The following is a 17,972-nucleotide window of genomic DNA, read 5'->3' as shown; positions in this document are numbered from 1 at the left end:
GGTGCTTCTTGTGGTAATCAGGATTTCTTTTGTGTCCGCAAACTGTCTACGTTGACCTGCAGAAGACCAATGATGTCGAGGTGTTCCCGCAACAGATCCTATGGCATGGTTTTCCCGAATGCCATTACGTCGAAATTGGCCCCAAGGGCAATTTACTCATATTGAGCGGGTTCAAGACCGGACAGATCTATTTCGCCAATGCGCACAATGGCCACAAGCTGGCGACGCTCAAGAAGATCGGCAAGCTTGTTCAGGGTGTAAACATCAGCCCCACGGGGCAGGTGGCAGTCGCGGTCGATACGTCCGGCGGTGCCATCGATGTGATCGACACACATGACTTTAAAGTGCTGCATATCATCCCCGTCGGGAAAAGTCCGCATAACGTGGTGTTCTCCCGCTCAGGCCATTACGCCTATGTATCAGTGCAAGGCGCCCACGAGACCGCGGTCATCGATATGCGCTCGGACAAGGTGCTCCATGACATCTCTTTGAAGCGCATGGACGGGCCACACAACCTTGCAGTGAGCCCCAACGGCCAGATGCTCTGGGTGCGCAACCATCCGAAACCTCATCAGGATGGCACCGTCGCGGTCATTAATCTGAAAACGGACCAAGTGGAGCATTACACGCGCGTCGGTCTTTTCCACGGTGGCATGGACATGCTGCCCGATGGCAAGCTCGCCTTCACCACGGACATTGGTGGCAATACCGTGGATGCGCTCAGCACGGTCTCGTTCAAGATTGTCCGGCGCATTCAGGTGGGCGCGGGGCCGCATGGCGTGCGTTCCAGCGATAATGGTCGCTTCGTATACGCCGCCACGACCCGGGGCAATCAGTTGGTCGTGATTGACACGCGCACGCTACAAGTTGCGAAACGAATACCCATGAAGGGGAGGTTCGGCTTCTGGTTGGCGATGAAAGGACGCACCTAAGTTGACCCCACATCGCGGTGTGTTTGCTAGACTGCACGCGTTTTGAGAAAACGTGCTCACCCGGCCCAGGTTCGGGGTGATGCGGGCAAACTGGCCAGGGGAAATGGATCAACATGAAGGGCATCATCCTCGCCGGCGGTTCCGGCACGCGGCTTTACCCGCTGACGCATGCGGTGTGCAAGCAGCTGCTGCCGGTCTACGACAAGCCGATGATCTACTACCCCCTGTCGACGCTGATGCTGGCGGGGATACGCGAGATCCTGATCATCTCCACGCCGGCCGACCTGCCGCGCTTTCAAACCCTGCTGGGCGACGGTTCGCAGTGGGGGTTGTCGCTGAATTATGCCGAACAGCCCTCGCCGGACGGACTCGCGCAGGCCTTCCTCATCGGTGAGACCTTCATCGATGGCGCTCCGGTCGCCCTGATCCTCGGCGACAATCTGTTCTTCGGCCCCGGTCTCGGCCGTCAGCTACAGGATGCCGCGCGCCTGGAGCGTGGCGGGCATGTGTTCGCCTATCACGTCAACGACCCCGAGCGTTATGGCGTGGTCAGCTTCGACGGCGATGGCAAGGCGCTTGATATCGAGGAAAAGCCCGTCGCGCCACGCTCTAGCTATGCGGTTACCGGGCTGTATTTCTACGATGCACGGGTGGTCGAGATTGCCCAGGGTATCCGTCCCTCCGCGCGCGGAGAGCTGGAGATCACCGACATCAATCGCCACTATCTGGCTGAAGGCGGGCTGACCGTCACGCCGCTTGGGCGCGGGACCGCCTGGCTGGATACCGGCACGCACGAGTCGCTGCTGGAGGCGGCCAATTTTATCGAGGTGGTCGAAAAACGGCAGGGGCTCAAAATTGCCTGCCCGGAGGAGATCGCTTGGCGATTGGGTTATATCGATGCCGAACAGCTCGCTCGCCTGGCCGAGCCGTTGCGTAAGAACGGTTATGGCGCCTATCTGCAACGCCTGATTGAGACCGCCTGATGCGCTTCCTCCCGACTGTGCTACCCGAGGTCGTGGTCGTCGAACCGGATGTCTTCGGCGATGCCCGCGGTTTTTTTCTGGAAACCTGGCACGCGTCCAAGTTCCGTGAGGGCGGCATCGATGCCGAATTCGTGCAGGACAACCACAGCCGCTCGCGTCAAGGCATCCTGCGCGGCCTGCATTATCAGCTCGAGCGGCCGCAGGGCAAGCTGGTACGCGTCGTCACCGGACGCGTGTTCGACGTGGCCGTCGACCTGCGACGTTCCTCGCCCCGCTTCGGGCAATGGTTCGGTATCGAGCTGAGCGACGAGAACCAGCGCATGTTGTGGGTGCCGCCCGGTTTCGGCCATGGATTCTACGTGCTCAGCGAAAAGGCAGATTTCGTCTACAAATGCACCGAATTCTATGCCCCAGAACTTGAGCGCTGCATCCGCTGGAACGACCCTGATCTAGGCATCGACTGGTTCATTCCGACCCATGCAACGCCGCTGGTGTCCGCCAAGGACGCCGAGGGTGCGCGGCTGCGTGAGGCGGAGGTCTATCCGTGAAGGTGCTCATCGCAGGCGCCGACGGTCAGCTCGGCCGGGCGCTGCGTGCGAGTGTGCCGCCAGACATCGAGGTGACCGCGCTAACGCGTGCCGAGCTGGACATCACCGACGCCACGGCCGTACGCGAGACGGCACGCGAGACGGCGCCGGACTGGATCATCAACGCGGCGGCCTATACCGCAGTGGATCGCGCCGAGGCGGAGCCGGACCTAGCCTTTGCCATCAACGCCGACGGTCCCCGTCACCTCGCCACTGCCGCGCAAGCGCAGGGCGTGCGCCTCGTCCAGGTTTCCACCGACTTTGTCTTCGACGGCCAATGCAGCCGACCCTACCGCCCGGATGACGCCACCGCGCCGCTCGGTGTTTATGGTGCGAGCAAGCTGGCAGGCGAGGTCGCTGTGCGTGAGCGGCTGGGTGCGGACGCACTGATCGTGCGCACCGCCTGGGTGTATGCGCCACTGGGAAACAACTTCGTGCGCACGATGCTGCGACTGATGCGCGAGCGCGACCAGCTCGGCGTAGTGGATGATCAGGTCGGCACCCCCACCTGCGCGAGCGGGCTGGCCGTGGCCATTTGGTCCATGATCGGCGTCGGTCTCGGCGGCACGCATCACTGGACTGATGCTGGCGTCGCTTCCTGGTACGACTTTGCGCTCGCGATTCGCGATGAGGCATTCGCGCTGGGGCTGCTCGACCGCACAATCCCCATTCGCCCGATCACCACCGCTGAATATCCCACCCCCGCACAGCGACCGCCGTACAGTGTCCTCGACAAGCACGAGACCTGGACGGCACTGGGCGGCGCGGCACCTCATTGGCGCGAGGCCTTGCACGAGGTCTTGAGGGAAACGGCGGCTGCGAGGGCGGCCGAGTGAGCGCTGTCCTGCTCGCGCGTGCAGGACAGCCAGCTCACTTATGGCGCGACGCGGTAGGTGCGGGAAATGACCGTTCCTGCAAACCGCACCGTCGCACGTTTACCGCTAGAATGCCGGTATTGACGGCCTCTGCCCAGACCATGCGATTAACGGATACCCAGCGACAGACCATCGTGACCGAAACAGCCCGTACCTTCGGGCCGGACGTCACCGTGCGCTTGTTCGGCTCGCGCACGGACGATAGTGCGCGCGGCGGCGACATCGACCTGCACATTGAGGCCGAAGGTGATGCTGCAGCACTGCTCGATCGCGAACTCAAGCTCTACGCCCGCCTGATCCGTCGGCTGGGCGACCGGCGGATCGACATCGTCGTGCATCCGCGCGGTAGCGCCCCGCGGCCCATCGATTTGCAGGCCATGCGCACGGGGGTTGTTCTGTGAGCGGGCCGTTACGTGAAGAGGCAGAGCGTTTGAGCCGCCTGCTCGCACTCGTCGCGCGGGAGGATGAGCATCTACTCGCCGTCCGGCAGCGCTTGCTGGATGATGATTGCGTCGTCAGCGTGGCTCGCGCCGAAGCGCTGCTGGCCGACACTAGCGGGATCGACCGTCTCGAATCCTTCGGCGCCAAGTTCGCACGCATGCAGGATACAGTCGTGGACAAGCTGATTCCGACGCTGCTGCGCGTAGCCGGGGAGGGCGTGCTGGCGGCGATCGACAACCTTGGCAGGATGGAGCGGCTGGGCTTGGTCGAGTCGGCCGACGATTGGATCGAGATGCGGCGCTTGCGCAACCGTCTCGTCCACGAATACATCGAGCATCCCGCCGATCTGGCCCAAGCGCTGGGCCGGGCTTGCCGATTCACGTACGTCATGCACGACGATTGGCTGCGGATTCGGCAATATGCGGCAGAGCATTTGCACGTTGACGCGTAGTTGGCTGGCCAGGATGCCATGGGACGAATCGAGTGCTGTACCCAAATCAAGTGGAATCCAGAATGATCGAATTGAATGAAAAACGCCTGCTGGTGACCGGCGGCGCCGGCTTCATCGGCGCCAACTTCGTACATTACTGGCTGTCCCGACATCCGGGTGGACGCTTGGTGGTGCTCGACGCACTGACCTACGCGGGCAACCGTGCGAGTCTTGACGCGGCTGAGGATCGCCCCGAGTTTCGCTTCGTTCAGGGTGACATCCGCGATCAGGCTCTGGTGGAGAAGCTGTTGCGGGAAGAAGGGATCGACACCCTGGTGCATTTCGCCGCCGAGAGCCATGTGGACCGATCGATCACGGGGCCCGATGCGTTTGTCGATACCAACGTCGTCGGCACCCACAGCCTGCTCAAGGCCGCCCGCGCCGTCTGGCTACCGGACAATGAGGCGCCCCTGCCACAACACCGCTTCCATCATGTCTCCACCGACGAGGTCTACGGCACGCTCGGTGCGAATGATCCCGCCTTCACCGAAACCACGCCGTATGCACCGAACTCGCCGTATTCGGCCAGCAAGGCGGCCTCGGACCATTTGGTGCGCGCCTATCATCACACCTACGGGCTCGACACCACGATCAGCAACTGCTCCAACAACTACGGCCCCTACCAGTTCCCGGAGAAGCTCATCCCGCTGTGCATCCTCAATCTGTTGGAAGGCAAGCCGCTGCCGATCTACGGCGATGGCAAGAACATCCGCGATTGGTTGCACGTCGAGGATCACTGCCGGGGCATCGAGCTGATCCTCGCGGGTGGTCGCGCGGGTGAAACCTATAACATCGGCGGTAACAGCGAGCGCAGCAATCTGGAGGTCGTCGAGGCCCTGTGTACGCTCATGGACGAACTGCGCCCCACAGCCGCGCCACACGCGCGGCAGATCACGTTCGTCAAGGATAGGCCCGGCCATGACCGCCGCTATGCCATTGATGCGCGAAAGCTGGAAGGTGAACTGGGTTACGCGCCGACACGCAGCTTCGAGGCCGGATTGCGCGAGACGGTCGATTGGTATTTGGCCAGCGCCTCTTGGTGGCAACCCATCCTCAGCGGAGAATATCGCGAGTGGGTGGGGCGGCAGTATGGCGGTTCGAATTAAGACCGAACTCGTGTGAGTGATTACAAGCTGGACTCCGGCCAGAATTCAACGAGCCTTGGCTTGGCGGGAGTGTTTTCGGTTATCGTCCGCCGTTACCGGTGGTGTTAAAGGGAACTCATTTCGCTAGATTCATCGAGTGGTGGGATGAAGGCATCCAGTGAATCCAGCCACCCTGATGGCATCCCAACCGGCTGGGCCGTGTGGCCGATGTCTGTAGCGGGTGAAACAGCATGAGTAGTCGTGGTGTTATCCGGTCGACGGTGATCAATCTGATCGGTCAGGTTGTCCCGACGCTCGTGGCGTTGGCTACGGTGCCGTTGTATCTGCACTGGGTCGGCGAAGTGAAGTATGGTGTGCTGCTCCTCGCGTTCACCATGCTGGGTTACTTCGGCGCTTTCGACTTTGGCCTAGGGCGCGCAGTGGCGCAGCGTGTGGCGGGGCAGGAGGACGTGGTCGAGAACAATCGTACTTTCTGGACCGCGTTGACTTTCGGCTTGAGCGTTGGCCTGATCGGCGGTCTCGTCCTTTATGCGCTCGGTCACTGGCTTTTTGCTGGGGTGTTCCGTATACCCCCTGAATATCATACCCAGGTGGTGGATTCTATCCCTTGGTTGGCCATGACAGTGCCACTGGTCTCCACCCTGTCAGTGCTCACCGGCACGCTGCAGGCGAAACAAGCCTTCATTGCATTGAACGCAGGCCAAGCCATTGGTTCGATCGCTCTGCAGGTATTCCCATTGATTTGGGTCGCCATGGGTCATGCCAGTATGTCTGCGCTTGTGTCATCTGCCTTGTTCGGGCGGCTGACGGGTCTGGTCTTCATCTACTGGGCGGTCGTGCGAGCATTGCCGATATTCGGAGCACCGCGAATGCAGCGAGGCGAAATCGCGTCCTTGTTGCGATTCGGTGGTTGGATTAGTCTGTCCGGTATGCTGATCCCACTGTTGACCATTGTTGATCGCATGGTGATTGGAGTCCAGTTGGGTGCAGCGGCAGTGACGGCGTATACGGTTCCATTTTCATTGACCCAGCGAGTGACATACATTCCCCTGAGTCTTGCGACCACATTATTTCCGAAATTCTCTCAGCTCAGGGGTGAGAGCGCAGAACGACTCATGCATCAGAGCATACTTGGGTTGGTGGCGCTCCAGACGCCGGTCGTCGTGCTTGGAGTTGTGCTGACGCAGCCTTTTTTCCAGTTATGGCTAGGGAATGAGATGGCGGTCAAGATGGTGCCAATTGCCATTGTGCTATTGGTTGGCATCTGGATCAATGGCCCGGCCTACGTGCCCAATGTCTACATGCCAGCACAAGGACGGCCGGACCTGATGGCCAAATTTTACGTGGCTGAACTGCTGCCGTTCCTGGCGCTGTTATGGGTCTTGGTGGGACAATGGGGGATCGTCGGGGCTGGCATCGCCTGGGTCGTCAGAAGCACAGCGGACGCGATATTTTGTTTTGTTGCGACGCGTACGCTGGGTCTTTACTGGAAGGCGATTCTGCCTAATTTCCCAGCGATCATGATGGCCGTGTGGTCCGCGTTGGCGCCGATCGGCCTGATACCGAAGCTGATCGTAGGGTTGCTGGCACTGGCCGTGTCCCTGATTGCATCATGGTATGTGTCGCCCTTGGCGCTACGTGACCGTGTGCTCACTGCACTGCGGATTAAAACAGCGCGCGCGACAAGTAAATCGTAGCCACATGGCGTTATGTCTTCGCTCATGCGCTTATGTCTGATCAATAAGTAAAAATCACGCGTATGGAGGTCATTGACGTGCAAAATGGGGATGTTTTCGCAGGGGGGCTGTCGCCGAAAGAGGGATATTGTGCATGTGTGTGCTCCATATCAGTGTTGAAAATGAAGCAGGCGGTGTACCGGTGAATAGGACTGAAAGTGGACTTGGCGATGAAGCCGTGACACTCCGGGCGGATAGATTCCTAGAGGCGGCCATTAAACACATCGCGCCGCTGAAGGGAACACATATCTATGATGCCAAGCTTCTTGATTACCAGCAAAAAACGAGCTCCCCAGAATCCGGATATGGACGCTGGCTGCAGGCACTTCTGACGCATCTCAAACGATTTTATATATCTGGCCATCGGCTGAAAATTCTGGACTTCGGGTGTGGTACAGGTGAGTTGACCGTGATGATGAACCATCTGGGCTTTGATGCGACAGGGATCGATTTGCACACCGAGCATCTGGGCCTCGCGCGAATACTGGCGAACGAGAATGGCCTACCGGAGTCCATCTTCGTACAAAGCCACGGCCCCAAACTACCCTTCGACGACAACAGTTTTGATGTGGTCACGATGTTCGTGGTGTTGGAACATCTAAACGATGAGGTGCTGGATGTCATTTTGACGGAGTTGCGCCGTGTTTGCCACGGCGTGTTGTATGTGCTGGTCCCCAATAAGCTGCAAATCAGAGATGACCATACGGGCTTGCGTTTTTTGCCCTGGATGCCTCGTTGGCTTGCACTCCTGTATCTGAAAACACGAGGGCGTAGACATCAGTATTGTATTTCAGAGGATGGTTCTTGGGATGTTTATTACAGGGGGCTGCGGCGCATCAGAAAATTATTCGCCGTTAAAGGTTTCGAGATGGATTTCATTGCGGACGAGTGGGTTTTTCCATCGTTGGAAAAAGTGCCGCCCATAACGCTCATCGGCAAGCGAATCAAAATACAGGGTAGGTGGGTACCGATAGGCATTCCTTTGCCTTATCGGACCTTGCTGCGGTGGGGTTTCCCTAAACAGGTATTTTATCCCTATCTGAACCTAGTATTTGTTAGGCGATAAAGACACGAAGCGCATGAAGATCACTTTTGTTCTCCCTGGCGCGGCCTGTAACCCGGTTGGTGGATTCAAGGTTGTTTATGAATATGCGAATGGGCTGGCGCAGCGTGGGCATGATGTTGTCGTGGTGCAACCCGCAGTCGTGCAAAAAGCGGGAAGTGCTTTCTGGTTGTTGGCGAAAACGGCGCGTTATCTGCAGCGCAGCCTGGATGGCAGCTATCACCCTCGCGCATGGTTCCGGCTGGATCGGGCCGTGAAAGTAAAGTGGGTGTATTCACTGAGTGAGCGATGGATTCCGGAGGGGGATGTAATCATCGCCACTGCGTGGCAGACCGCCGAATGGATCCGAACCTACGGACGGAGCAAAGGTCGTCAGTTCTATTTGATCCATGATTATGAATATTTTCAAGTGGCCGACTCCGAAACACGCAGGCGCATGGCCTTAACCTACAACGCTGGGATGCACAATATCGTCACTTCGCCGGCAGGCATTGAAATGTTGAGCATATGCAATGCGTCATATGCATCGTACATACCCAATGCGATCGATTTTAAGGTGATGGGTTTGAAAGTGGGCATCGAATCGGAGTCAAGGATCTCGATCGGCTTTCCATCCCGGCCAGAGCGATTCAAGGGGACCCAAGATGCGGTGGCGGCATTAACCACGTTACATGCAAGGCTCGGTAATGCGCTTGATGTCTGGTCTTTTGGCGGAGCCAAGCCGGTCTATTTGCCAGAGTGGATAAACTATCATCGGCGACCAAGCGATGAGGTCCTTTGCCAGCTCTATAATCACGCCATGATTTTTGTCGTCCCCTCCCTTTATGAGGGTTGGGGGCTACCGGGTGCCGAAGCGATGGCCTGCGGTGCGGCACTGATCTCCACGGACAATGGTGGTGTCAGAGCGTACGCCACTGATAGCCAGACGGCGCTCTTGAGCCCTAGCGGTGATATCGATGCGCTTGCCGCCAACATCAATCGACTGATACAAGACCGTGACCTGAGGTTAAGGCTCGCGCAGGCAGGTTTTGAGCACATTCAGGAGTTCACCTGGAAGCGGGCCTTGGATTCCCTTGAAGCATGCCTGATAGAGGATTGACGTATGGGCTTGGGTAGCGCGTAGCAGTGCCTACGGGGGTGCATTAACAAACGGCTGGACGGTTCAGTCCTGGTCGATGGCGTCGGCAAGAACCTCCGAGTGGGCTGCGGGAGGCGGATTATAGTGGCGTTGCAGCGTTGATCTAACGGGATGCCACATATGAGCGGATCGCTCGGCTGAGTTGCTGCCTCGCAGGTGATCCGATGGGCGTGCGTCATAATGGTGCAGATGAGCTGCTGCCCTGAGCAAGGGAAAGATTACGCAGACATATACGCAAATTAGAGTACATATTCACATGTGCGGGCTGAACACAATCCGCGCAAATACCTTACAATCCACTCTCCGCTGTCTATTTGTAATGATTGATGATGGCTAAGGTCACCGTAGCCCAAGATTAACTGGACGAAAACGAATCGAAATGACCGTGTTGGCACAGGCCCCTTTGGAGGCATTCAGGCGTTGGTGGTCCTACCGCGATCTGGTTCGCAACCTTGTTTCCAAGGAAATTAAGATTCGTTATCAGGGGGCGGTGCTCGGCTTCGCTTGGTCGCTGATGAATCCTTTGATGATTACCTTGATGTACTTGGTGGTATTCACCTATGTGTTTCCCTCGAACCTGCCGCATTATCCGTTGTTCATGGTCGTTGGCATCATCCACTGGAACCTGTTTTCTATGCTGGTGATGCAAAGTTCCGAGTTGTTGGTGAGCAATGCGGGTCTGTTGAAGAAAATTTATTTCCCTCGGCTGCTCGTGCCATTTTCGAACATGCTGGTCAATGCCACGCTCTGGCTAATGGCGCTAGGGATCATGTTGATACTGTATGTCCCGTTGGGTGGAACATGGCATCTGGGACTGCTGTTGTATCCGTTCTACTTGCTGCTGTTTTTCGGCTTCACATTTGGCATCATGCTGACGCTCAGCGTGCTGTATGTGGATTTTCGTGACATCAAGCATCTGGTCGAGGTCTTCATCCAGTTGCTGTTCTGGGCGACGCCGATTGTCTATCCGATCAGCCGCATCCACCACTCGCTCATCCAGACCCTCATGAAGGTAAGCCCGTTCGCTGAATTTTCCCTGATTTTCCAAAGCCTGTTCTGGGAGAATCTCATACCCTCATGGAAGATCACCGCGGCGTTTGCCGGTTGGACGGCGCTGTCTTTGGCTATCGGATTGAGCTTGTTCTATCGCCGTGGCGCACAGCTGATCGAGCGGCTATGAGCGGAGATCCGGCGATCATTGTTGAGAGTGTAAGCAAAGATTTCGTGCTGCACCACAATGCCCAGGATACCCTCAAGAAACGGATTGTAGGTTTGATGCACAAACGCTGGCGACCGAGGCCGCACACATTTCGCGCCGTCGATGACGTCTCTTTCACCGTCGAGCGCGGCGAGGCGCTGGGCCTGATGGGCCTCAACGGCTCGGGCAAAAGCACCCTGCTCAGCCTCATTGCTGGCATCTATCCGCCCACATCCGGGCGTATCATCACCCACGGCCGTCTGGTGCCGATGATCGCCCTGGGTGTCGGCTTCAGCCCTGAGCTGACCGGAGAGGAAAACATCTACCTCAATGCCAGCCTGTTCGGCCTCAAGAACCGTGAGACGCGGGCGCTGTATCCGAAGATTCTCGAATTCTCGGAGCTAGCCGACTTCATCTACGAGCCGGTGAAGAACTATTCCTCCGGCATGTATGCCCGCCTGGGATTCTCGGTTGCGGTGCATCTCGATCCCGAAATCTTACTCGCCGACGAAATCCTCTCCGTGGGTGACGCTGATTTCCAGCTAAAATGCTTGTCTCGTATCGAGGAAATGCGTAAGGGAGGGATGACGCTTTTGTTTGTGTCGCATCAACAGAATCAGGTCGCACAGTTTTGTGATCGATATATTCGTATGGAGCACGGAAGCGTCGTAGACGTAGGCGAAGTCGGAGAACTGGCTCCAATTCTATCAACCACTACAAATTGAATTCATGAAAACACTCTACCTGCACGTCGGCACGCATAAGACAGGAACTACGTCCATACAAAAATGGCTGCATGAGCAGAGCGCGATGCTGCTTGATGTGGGCGTGCTGGTTCCACAGATGGGGCGCCCATTTCAGAACACGAGCGGACACCACAACTTGGCCTGGGAGCTCAGTGGTGACCCGCGATTTTCGGAAGCATATGGTACACGGCGCGAGCTGTTTGATGAACTTTCGTCGATCTGTCATGAATCTGTAATCCTTTCCTCCGAAGACTTCGGTTGCGTTTCGAATAAACCGGATGTGCTTAAGTCGTTTTTGGATGAATTCAGAAAAAATGATTACCAAGTAAACCTGATCGTGTATCTGCGAGATCCCATCGATTATGGCGTATCTTTGCATGGGGAATACAAGAAACAGCTATCATTTCAGGATGTTACTGAGAATGCCTCGCTTGACGAATTGAGGTGTAAAACGGATCCCAGAAATTTTGTTTCCGAAATTACCAAGGCAAAAAGCTACCATCTCCGGGATGCACTTCCCTGCTTTCAAGATTTCAATTACGCCAGATTGGTTGGTAACTACGAACGGGCGGCTGGTACCGAGAATGTTTTTGTACGTGCCTATTCTCACGATGTTATCGACGATTTTGCTGCTTTGATTGGTCTGCAACACCTGCCTGGTGTCGGTGTCATACGAGAAAATCGCTCAAATCTTCCCGATCCCGAAATCAATTCACTAAAAGATGCGCTAAGAGAACAAGGGCCTACTGCTTCAGATGAATTCAAGGCGTTTATCGCTCAGCGAGCCGTGCAACTCAATGATCCTTTAGAAAGAATACGCCCACTGCTAGCGCCTGCGGTTGGCTTCATTCCTGAGAGGCTGACTGATGTTCAATCATGGCGCGGACATTTGTGCTTTGTGCCGGTCATCATGCAAGCCGTTAAGCCAGCAGTGTTCGTCGAACTGGGGGTGCACAAAGGCGATTCGTATTCAGCCTTCTGCCAAGCCGCTCAAAGCTTTAATCTGAATACGAGGTGCTACGGAGTCGATACCTGGGAAGGCGATCACCAGGCAGGCTTTTACGGAGATGAAATCTATTCAGAGCTGAAAAATTATCACGATTCGCGTTATTCGCAGTTTTCTGAACTTTTGCGGAAAACCTTTGATGAAGCATCGGCTTTTTTCGAAAACGGCAACATTGACCTGCTTCATATCGATGGTCTTCATACCTACGAAGCTGTCAAGCACGATTTTGAATCCTGGTTGCCGAAACTAAGCGCTAAAGCCGTTGTGCTCTTTCACGACACTGTCGTGAGGCACGACGATTTCGGTGTGTGGAAGTTTTGGTCTGAACTGGAAAATAAATATCCCTCATTTCAGTTTTTCCATAGCCACGGATTGGGGGTTCTGCAGGTGGGGAAACACCTCCCGGATGTTTTTGCCAAGCTTTCCCAACTAGATGCGCGGGCGTCTTCAGCCTTACGGGGAGCGGTCTACCAACAAAGCCGGTTGGTGATTCAGGCCAAGGCAGAAGCCGAACAGGCCAAGGCAGAAGCCGAACAGGCCAAGGCAGAAGCCGAACAGGCCAAGGCAGAAGCCGAACAGGCCAAGGCAGAAGCCGAACAGGCCAAGGCAGAAGCCGAACAGGCCAAGACGCAGTTAGCCGGGATACTAAAATCAAGGTCCTGGCGAGTTACTAAACCGCTGCGTAAGACGATTACGGTTTTACGCAATGTAAGAGCCAAGCTACAAGAACCTGATTCAGAAAATCGATCACTCGTTTACCGTACCTCTCGGAAAGTGTATCGAACCATCCCATTGCCGGCGAGTTTTAGACCGCGCTTGCGACTCGCTGCCAAAAAAATCTTCAGTGCTATAGAGTCGACGGGGCATGGAAAGACGGCGATCAGGGGCCACATCAAATCGGAGACATGCCCAACCCGATATGCCGCATGGCTGCGTTTCAATACTCTTAGCCGCGAGGAGAAGGACACACTATGTGCTGCTCTGGATGCGCGAAAAGAACGTTTGCCGCGCATCTCAGTGATTATGCCGACCTACAACACACCGGTCCACCTGCTCGACCGCGCCATCGGCAGCGTGCTTAAACAGATTTATGAAGATTGGGAATTATGCATTGCGGATGATGCCAGCAATGATGAACGTACAGTTCTAGCGCTCGAGGCATGGTCTCAGCGGGATACAAGAATAAAGGTCTTCTTCTGCGCAAAGAACGGTAATATCAGCCGCGCCACTAACGCTGCAGCTAGTCTGGCCTCTGGCGGATTTCTTGCCTTCCTTGACCACGATGACGAGCTGAGCGCAGATGCATTGGCTGAAATAGCGATTACCGTGGCTGATGCACCGGACACAGACTATGTTTACAGCGATGACGACAAGATCGATAAGGAGGGTCGGAGATTCTCTCCACAATTTAAGCCGGATTGGTCGCCAACGTTACTCCTCTCATACATGTACATGGGTCACGTCAAGGTGGTGCGCCGATCGCTGTTCCTAGATTTCGGCGGCTTTCGCGTCGGCTTTGAGGGCGCGCAGGACTATGATTTCGCGCTGCGCATAAGTGAGCGAACGCAACGAATCATGCATGTGCCGAAAGTGCTATACCACTGGCGAGTTGTACCTGGCTCTACCGCTGCGTCCGGTGATGCTAAGCCGGCAAGTTTTGATGCTGGCCGCCGAGCAGTTGCTGAAGCGTTAGAACGCCGCGGGATCAAGGCCGACGTAATACAGCCGCAATGGGCGATCGATGCTAGATGTGGCGTCTATTCCTTGCGCTTTCCAGACAGTGGTCCAAAAGTTTCCATTATCATTCCAACCAGAAATAATACCGAACTCTTACGTAACTGTGTCTTATCTCTGAAACAAACGACGTACAAAAATTACGAAGTAGTCATTATCGATAATGCGAGTGACGATCCTGAGACATTAGCCTATCTCGCTACCCTACCTCACCGAGTGTTGCATATTGCCAACCCGCCAAATGGACGATTTAATTTTGCATATATCAACAATACGGCGGTTAAGCAGGTAGATGGAGACTATGTGCTACTTCTGAACAATGACACTAAGGTACGCACGCCGGAATGGCTATCTCAGATGATGGGCTATTCTCTTATGGAGAATGTTGGTGTCGTTGGGGCTCGTCTCTTATTTGGCGACAAGACAGTGCAGCACGCCGGAATCGTTCACGGCTTTTACGGCGGCATGGCGGGTCCGGCATTTCGCAACGCGCCATTGTGGGATAATGGTTATCTCGACTATGCTGTCGTGGCACGCGAATGTTCCGCCGTAACCGCCGCATGTCTTTTGACACCACGTGCACTTTACCTGGAACTTGGTGGCCTTGATGAGCAAAATTTCGCTGTAGCTTACAACGATGTTGACTATTGCTATCGTGTAGTCGATTCCGGCAGGCGTTGCATATATGCGCCCGGGGCTGAGCTCTTCCACTTTGAGGGTAAGAGCCGTGGTTTTAATGATGAGCCACGTGAAGTCGCAAATTTCCGTGAGCATTACAGCAGGCGAACTGACCCTTGGTTTAACCTGAATTTGTCTCTCGATGATGAGCATTTCCGCGTGCGTCCTTATCATAAGCCCGCACATATCACGCGGCCAGTCCGCGCAGTCATGGTGACGCATAATCTCAATAACGAGGGAGCACCAAACAGCCAATTAGAGTTGATTGTTGGTCTTGCTAAGATGGGGATTATTGATCCAATTGTGTTGTCTCCTGTCGACGGGCCATTACGAGTTTATTATGCGGAAGCTGGTATCGAAGTACGTATTATTAAGCTGCCATTAGAGAATATACATACGCGCGACGCGTTCGAGGTTCGACAAAGCGAATTAGCCGATATTTTGCGTGATTTGGATACTGAAGTAGTTTACGCGAATACACTTCAAACCTTCTGGGCAATTGAAGCCGGCGAACGAGCTGGCTTGCCTACAATATGGAATCCACGCGAAAGTGAGCCTTGGGAAACCTATTTCGATTTTCTAATGCCTGATCTACGCGATATTGCCTATAAATGTTTCGCACTGCCATACCGTGTAATTTTCGTCGCCCATGCTACACGCCGAGCGTGGGCTCCGGTCGAGCAATGCTTCAATTTTACAGTTATTCACAACGGGCTAGATATAAACCGCATCGAAACAAGACTCGCTGCCATTGATCGGATGGAGGCTCGTCGCGCGCTCGGCATTAAACCTGACGAGGTCGCCGTAGTGCTGGTGGGTACAGTTTGTGACCGCAAAGGGCAAATTGATCTCCTGCGTGCGCTGCAGATCCTGTCGCCGCAGATTGTCAATCGATTGCGCGTTTTTATCATAGGCGATCGTGCCGGAGACTACAGCACAGCAATGCATCTGGAAATTGAGCGCATGCCGGGTGAGCTACGTGAAAGGCTGGTAGTGGAACCGGAGACCGGCGAGGTTCCGCGCTATTACCGAGTTGCGGATATTGCCCTATGTACTTCTCGTATCGAAAGCTACCCGCGCATAATTCTAGAGGCAATGGCTTGCGGCCTACCGTTAATTACCACACCAGTATTCGGTATACGTGAACAGGTTCAGGATAATGTCAATGCTTTAATCTACGAACCAGGCAGCGTTAAAGCCTTGGCTGATGCGCTCACATCCCTTGTGGAGGATGACGAGCGGCGCGCGGCATTCTCAATTGCAAGTCGTACGGTGTTAAGTGGTCTAACCACATATCACGAGATGATCGAGAAATATGGACAAATTTTTCTCGAAGCGCGTTTCAGCCGATCGCGAGAACTGGCTCTGAATTTCGGCATGGCCACAAACGGAGATAGCGAGTAATGTGTGGAATTTTTGGTTACGTTGGTGATGGCCTCGGCGATGAACTGCTTCCGCCTCTCCTTGCTAGTATGTACCATCGCGGTCCAGATGGTGACGGCCAACACCACGACGGCTCCGTGCATATGGGCATGCGGCGGCTATCAGTCATTGATCTGACACATGGAAGGCAACCGTTGCTCAGCCGTGAGGGAAGGGTAGTCGTTTTCCAGAACGGTGAAATATACAATCATCATGAAATGCGCTCTGAATTAGAGGCAGCTGGATATGTCTTTAAAACACGCAGCGACACAGAAGCGCTCGCACATGGATATGCGTGTTGGGGCATAGACGGGTTGCTGGCTCGCATCGATGGTATGTACGCCATAGCTATTCATGACCGCGATTCCGGCGAGCTACATCTCGCCCGCGACCGTTTTGGCGAGAAGCCGCTGTTCTATACCGCAGCTCCTGGTCGATTTGGCTATGGCTCGACGTTACTGGCTGTGTCGGCGCTGCCTTGGGTGACAGATGAGTTTGACCCGCAGGCCCTTGACAGTTATCTGGCGCTCCATTTTGTTCCAGGTCGGTCTACCATTTTTTCTGGGATACGCCAGGTTCTGCCAGGCGAGCGGCTGACCGTGCGGCTCGGTGACTTGACGATCACGCATCAACGTTACTACAGACCTCCCCTGGAGGCTTCACGCCGCATATCTGACGATGAGTTGTGCGAAGCATTAGAAGTTGCCGTTACCTCACGCCTTATCGCTGACGTACCTGTGGGAGTGTTCCTCTCTGGAGGCATCGACAGTTCAGTGGTGGCCGCGATTGCAGCTCATGCCAACCCGGCGATCGCTACCTTCTCGATGGGCTTCAGCGAGGCACAAGTTGATGAGAGTACACACGCTGCGGCCGTTGCTCGTCATATTGGCAGCACCCATCACAGGTTCATCTTTGATCAAAATCATTTTATGACGCTACTTCCGGAAGTTGCTGCGGCACTCGACACGCCGATCGGTGACCAAGCTGTTTTGCCGGTTTATTGGTTAGCACGCGAGGCGCGTAAGCATGTCACGGTCGTATTGGCTGGGGAGGGGGCAGATGAAATCTTCGCGGGCTATAACTACTATCGTCAATTCGCCACAACAGCCGGCTGGCGTGACCGATTGGACAAGTTGGCCGGACTACTTCGCCGGCGGCACGTGCCGCTGGACCACCTAGATCGATTTTTGCTCAACGACCCGCCGACAACACCATCGGGTTTTCCCCTCCTAACTGGCTGTGCGGAACGGCACCGTTTGATCCACGAGATGGTCGACAACGTCAACCCTTGGGAAAATGATTTGCTCGATTGGATCGGCCGGTCGCATGGGCCATTGCAACGTGCAACTGTCACGGATATCGGTACTTGGCTGCCCGATGATCTGTTGGTCAAGTTTGATCGGATGACGATGGCGCACAGCTTGGAGGGGCGTGCCCCCTTCCTCGATCCACGAGTTGTATCGCTAGGATTGGCGCTGCTGCCGAGTGAGCGAATGTCCGGAGATTCTAAAGTCGCTCTGCGCCGTGCGGCGAGCCGCTGGCTCCCCGACGATATTCTACAACGACCCAAACAGGGGTTTGTCTTGCCAATGCGCCGCTGGATCGGTGAATGGTTCGGTGCCTGGGGTGGTGTCAGTGCGTATTTTGCTCAGCGCCCTGTTCCGGGCATCGACCACGAGACATTGACTGACATTGTGGGCTCTGACCTCCTCGCGGGTATACACCGCGAGCGGCTGTTGTTCGCTGTGGTCATGCTGGCCGAATGGTGGCATTGTTTCGCGGCCAAGCGGGCCTCACTCCGCCAGTGTGTCTAAGGCATTGCTGAATAAGCCAAAGG

Annotated in this window: 14 protein-coding genes; all 14 read left to right on the top strand. The window is 55.5% G+C overall.

All coding sequences use genetic code 11. From position 1 onward, the window contains the following. Positions 1–29 precede the first annotated feature (29 nt). Entirely contained in the window at positions 30–932 is a 903-nt protein-coding gene (locus BI364_RS12455) for a YncE family protein (protein WP_070079023.1), read from the top strand. A 113-nt stretch (positions 933–1,045) separates the two neighbouring features. Then, the gene (gene rfbA / locus BI364_RS12450) at positions 1,046–1,915 is read left to right on the top strand and encodes a glucose-1-phosphate thymidylyltransferase RfbA (RefSeq protein ID WP_070079022.1); all 870 of its coding nucleotides are present in this window, start codon (positions 1,046–1,048) and stop codon (positions 1,913–1,915) included. Continuing rightward, complete coding sequence (rfbC, locus tag BI364_RS12445) at positions 1,915–2,463, top strand: dTDP-4-dehydrorhamnose 3,5-epimerase (protein WP_070079021.1); 549 nt, start codon at positions 1,915–1,917, stop codon at positions 2,461–2,463. Before rfbA ends, rfbC begins: the two co-directional genes overlap by 1 nt. Further along, a complete protein-coding gene (gene rfbD / locus BI364_RS12440) occupies positions 2,460–3,338 on the top strand; it encodes a dTDP-4-dehydrorhamnose reductase (RefSeq protein ID WP_070079020.1) in 879 nt (292 codons plus the stop codon). The genes rfbC and rfbD overlap by 4 nt, the downstream gene beginning before the upstream one ends. 140 nt (positions 3,339–3,478) lie before the next feature. Beyond that, positions 3,479–3,778 carry a nucleotidyltransferase family protein gene (locus BI364_RS12435; RefSeq protein WP_070079019.1) on the top strand — a complete coding sequence of 100 codons (300 nt, stop codon included), beginning with the start codon at positions 3,479–3,481 and terminating at the stop codon, positions 3,776–3,778. After that, positions 3,775–4,269 carry a hypothetical protein gene (locus BI364_RS12430; RefSeq protein ID WP_070079018.1) on the top strand — a complete coding sequence of 165 codons (495 nt, stop codon included), beginning with the start codon at positions 3,775–3,777 and terminating at the stop codon, positions 4,267–4,269. The genes BI364_RS12435 and BI364_RS12430 overlap by 4 nt, the downstream gene beginning before the upstream one ends. A gap of 62 nt (positions 4,270–4,331) precedes the next feature. Then, positions 4,332–5,414, top strand: a complete 1,083-nt coding sequence (rfbB, locus tag BI364_RS12425) for a dTDP-glucose 4,6-dehydratase (RefSeq protein WP_070079017.1) — start codon at positions 4,332–4,334, stop codon at positions 5,412–5,414. 230 nt (positions 5,415–5,644) lie between these two features. Further along, entirely contained in the window at positions 5,645–7,111 is a 1,467-nt protein-coding gene (locus tag BI364_RS12420; RefSeq protein ID WP_070079016.1) for a flippase, read from the top strand. Positions 7,112–7,244: 133 nt separating this feature from the next. After that, positions 7,245–8,216, top strand: coding sequence for a class I SAM-dependent methyltransferase (locus BI364_RS12415; RefSeq protein WP_070079015.1), 972 nt, complete (start codon positions 7,245–7,247; stop codon positions 8,214–8,216). A 13-nt stretch (positions 8,217–8,229) separates the two neighbouring features. Further along, on the top strand, positions 8,230–9,312 hold the full coding sequence (locus BI364_RS12410) for a glycosyltransferase family 4 protein (RefSeq protein WP_070079014.1): 1,083 nt from the start codon (positions 8,230–8,232) through the stop codon (positions 9,310–9,312). 418 nt (positions 9,313–9,730) lie between these two features. Next, positions 9,731–10,531, top strand: a complete 801-nt coding sequence (locus BI364_RS12405; RefSeq protein ID WP_070079013.1) for an ABC transporter permease — start codon at positions 9,731–9,733, stop codon at positions 10,529–10,531. Continuing rightward, on the top strand, positions 10,528–11,274 hold the full coding sequence (locus BI364_RS12400; RefSeq protein WP_070079012.1) for an ABC transporter ATP-binding protein: 747 nt from the start codon (positions 10,528–10,530) through the stop codon (positions 11,272–11,274). The genes BI364_RS12405 and BI364_RS12400 overlap by 4 nt, the downstream gene beginning before the upstream one ends. A gap of 4 nt (positions 11,275–11,278) precedes the next feature. Beyond that, positions 11,279–16,117, top strand: coding sequence for a glycosyltransferase (locus BI364_RS12395; protein ID WP_070079011.1), 4,839 nt, complete (start codon positions 11,279–11,281; stop codon positions 16,115–16,117). Then, positions 16,117–17,949 (top strand): asparagine synthase (glutamine-hydrolyzing), encoded by a 1,833-nt coding sequence (gene asnB / locus BI364_RS12390; protein WP_083251376.1) that lies wholly within the window; start codon positions 16,117–16,119, stop codon positions 17,947–17,949. Before BI364_RS12395 ends, asnB begins: the two co-directional genes overlap by 1 nt. Positions 17,950–17,972: the final 23 nt, after the last annotated feature.

Source organism: Acidihalobacter yilgarnensis (assembly GCF_001753245.1).
Taxonomy (GTDB): Bacteria; Pseudomonadota; Gammaproteobacteria; order DSM-5130; family Acidihalobacteraceae; genus Acidihalobacter; species Acidihalobacter yilgarnensis.
The sequence above is the reverse complement of the archived record's forward strand: the minus strand, read 5'-3'. Positions and strand labels throughout refer to the sequence as shown.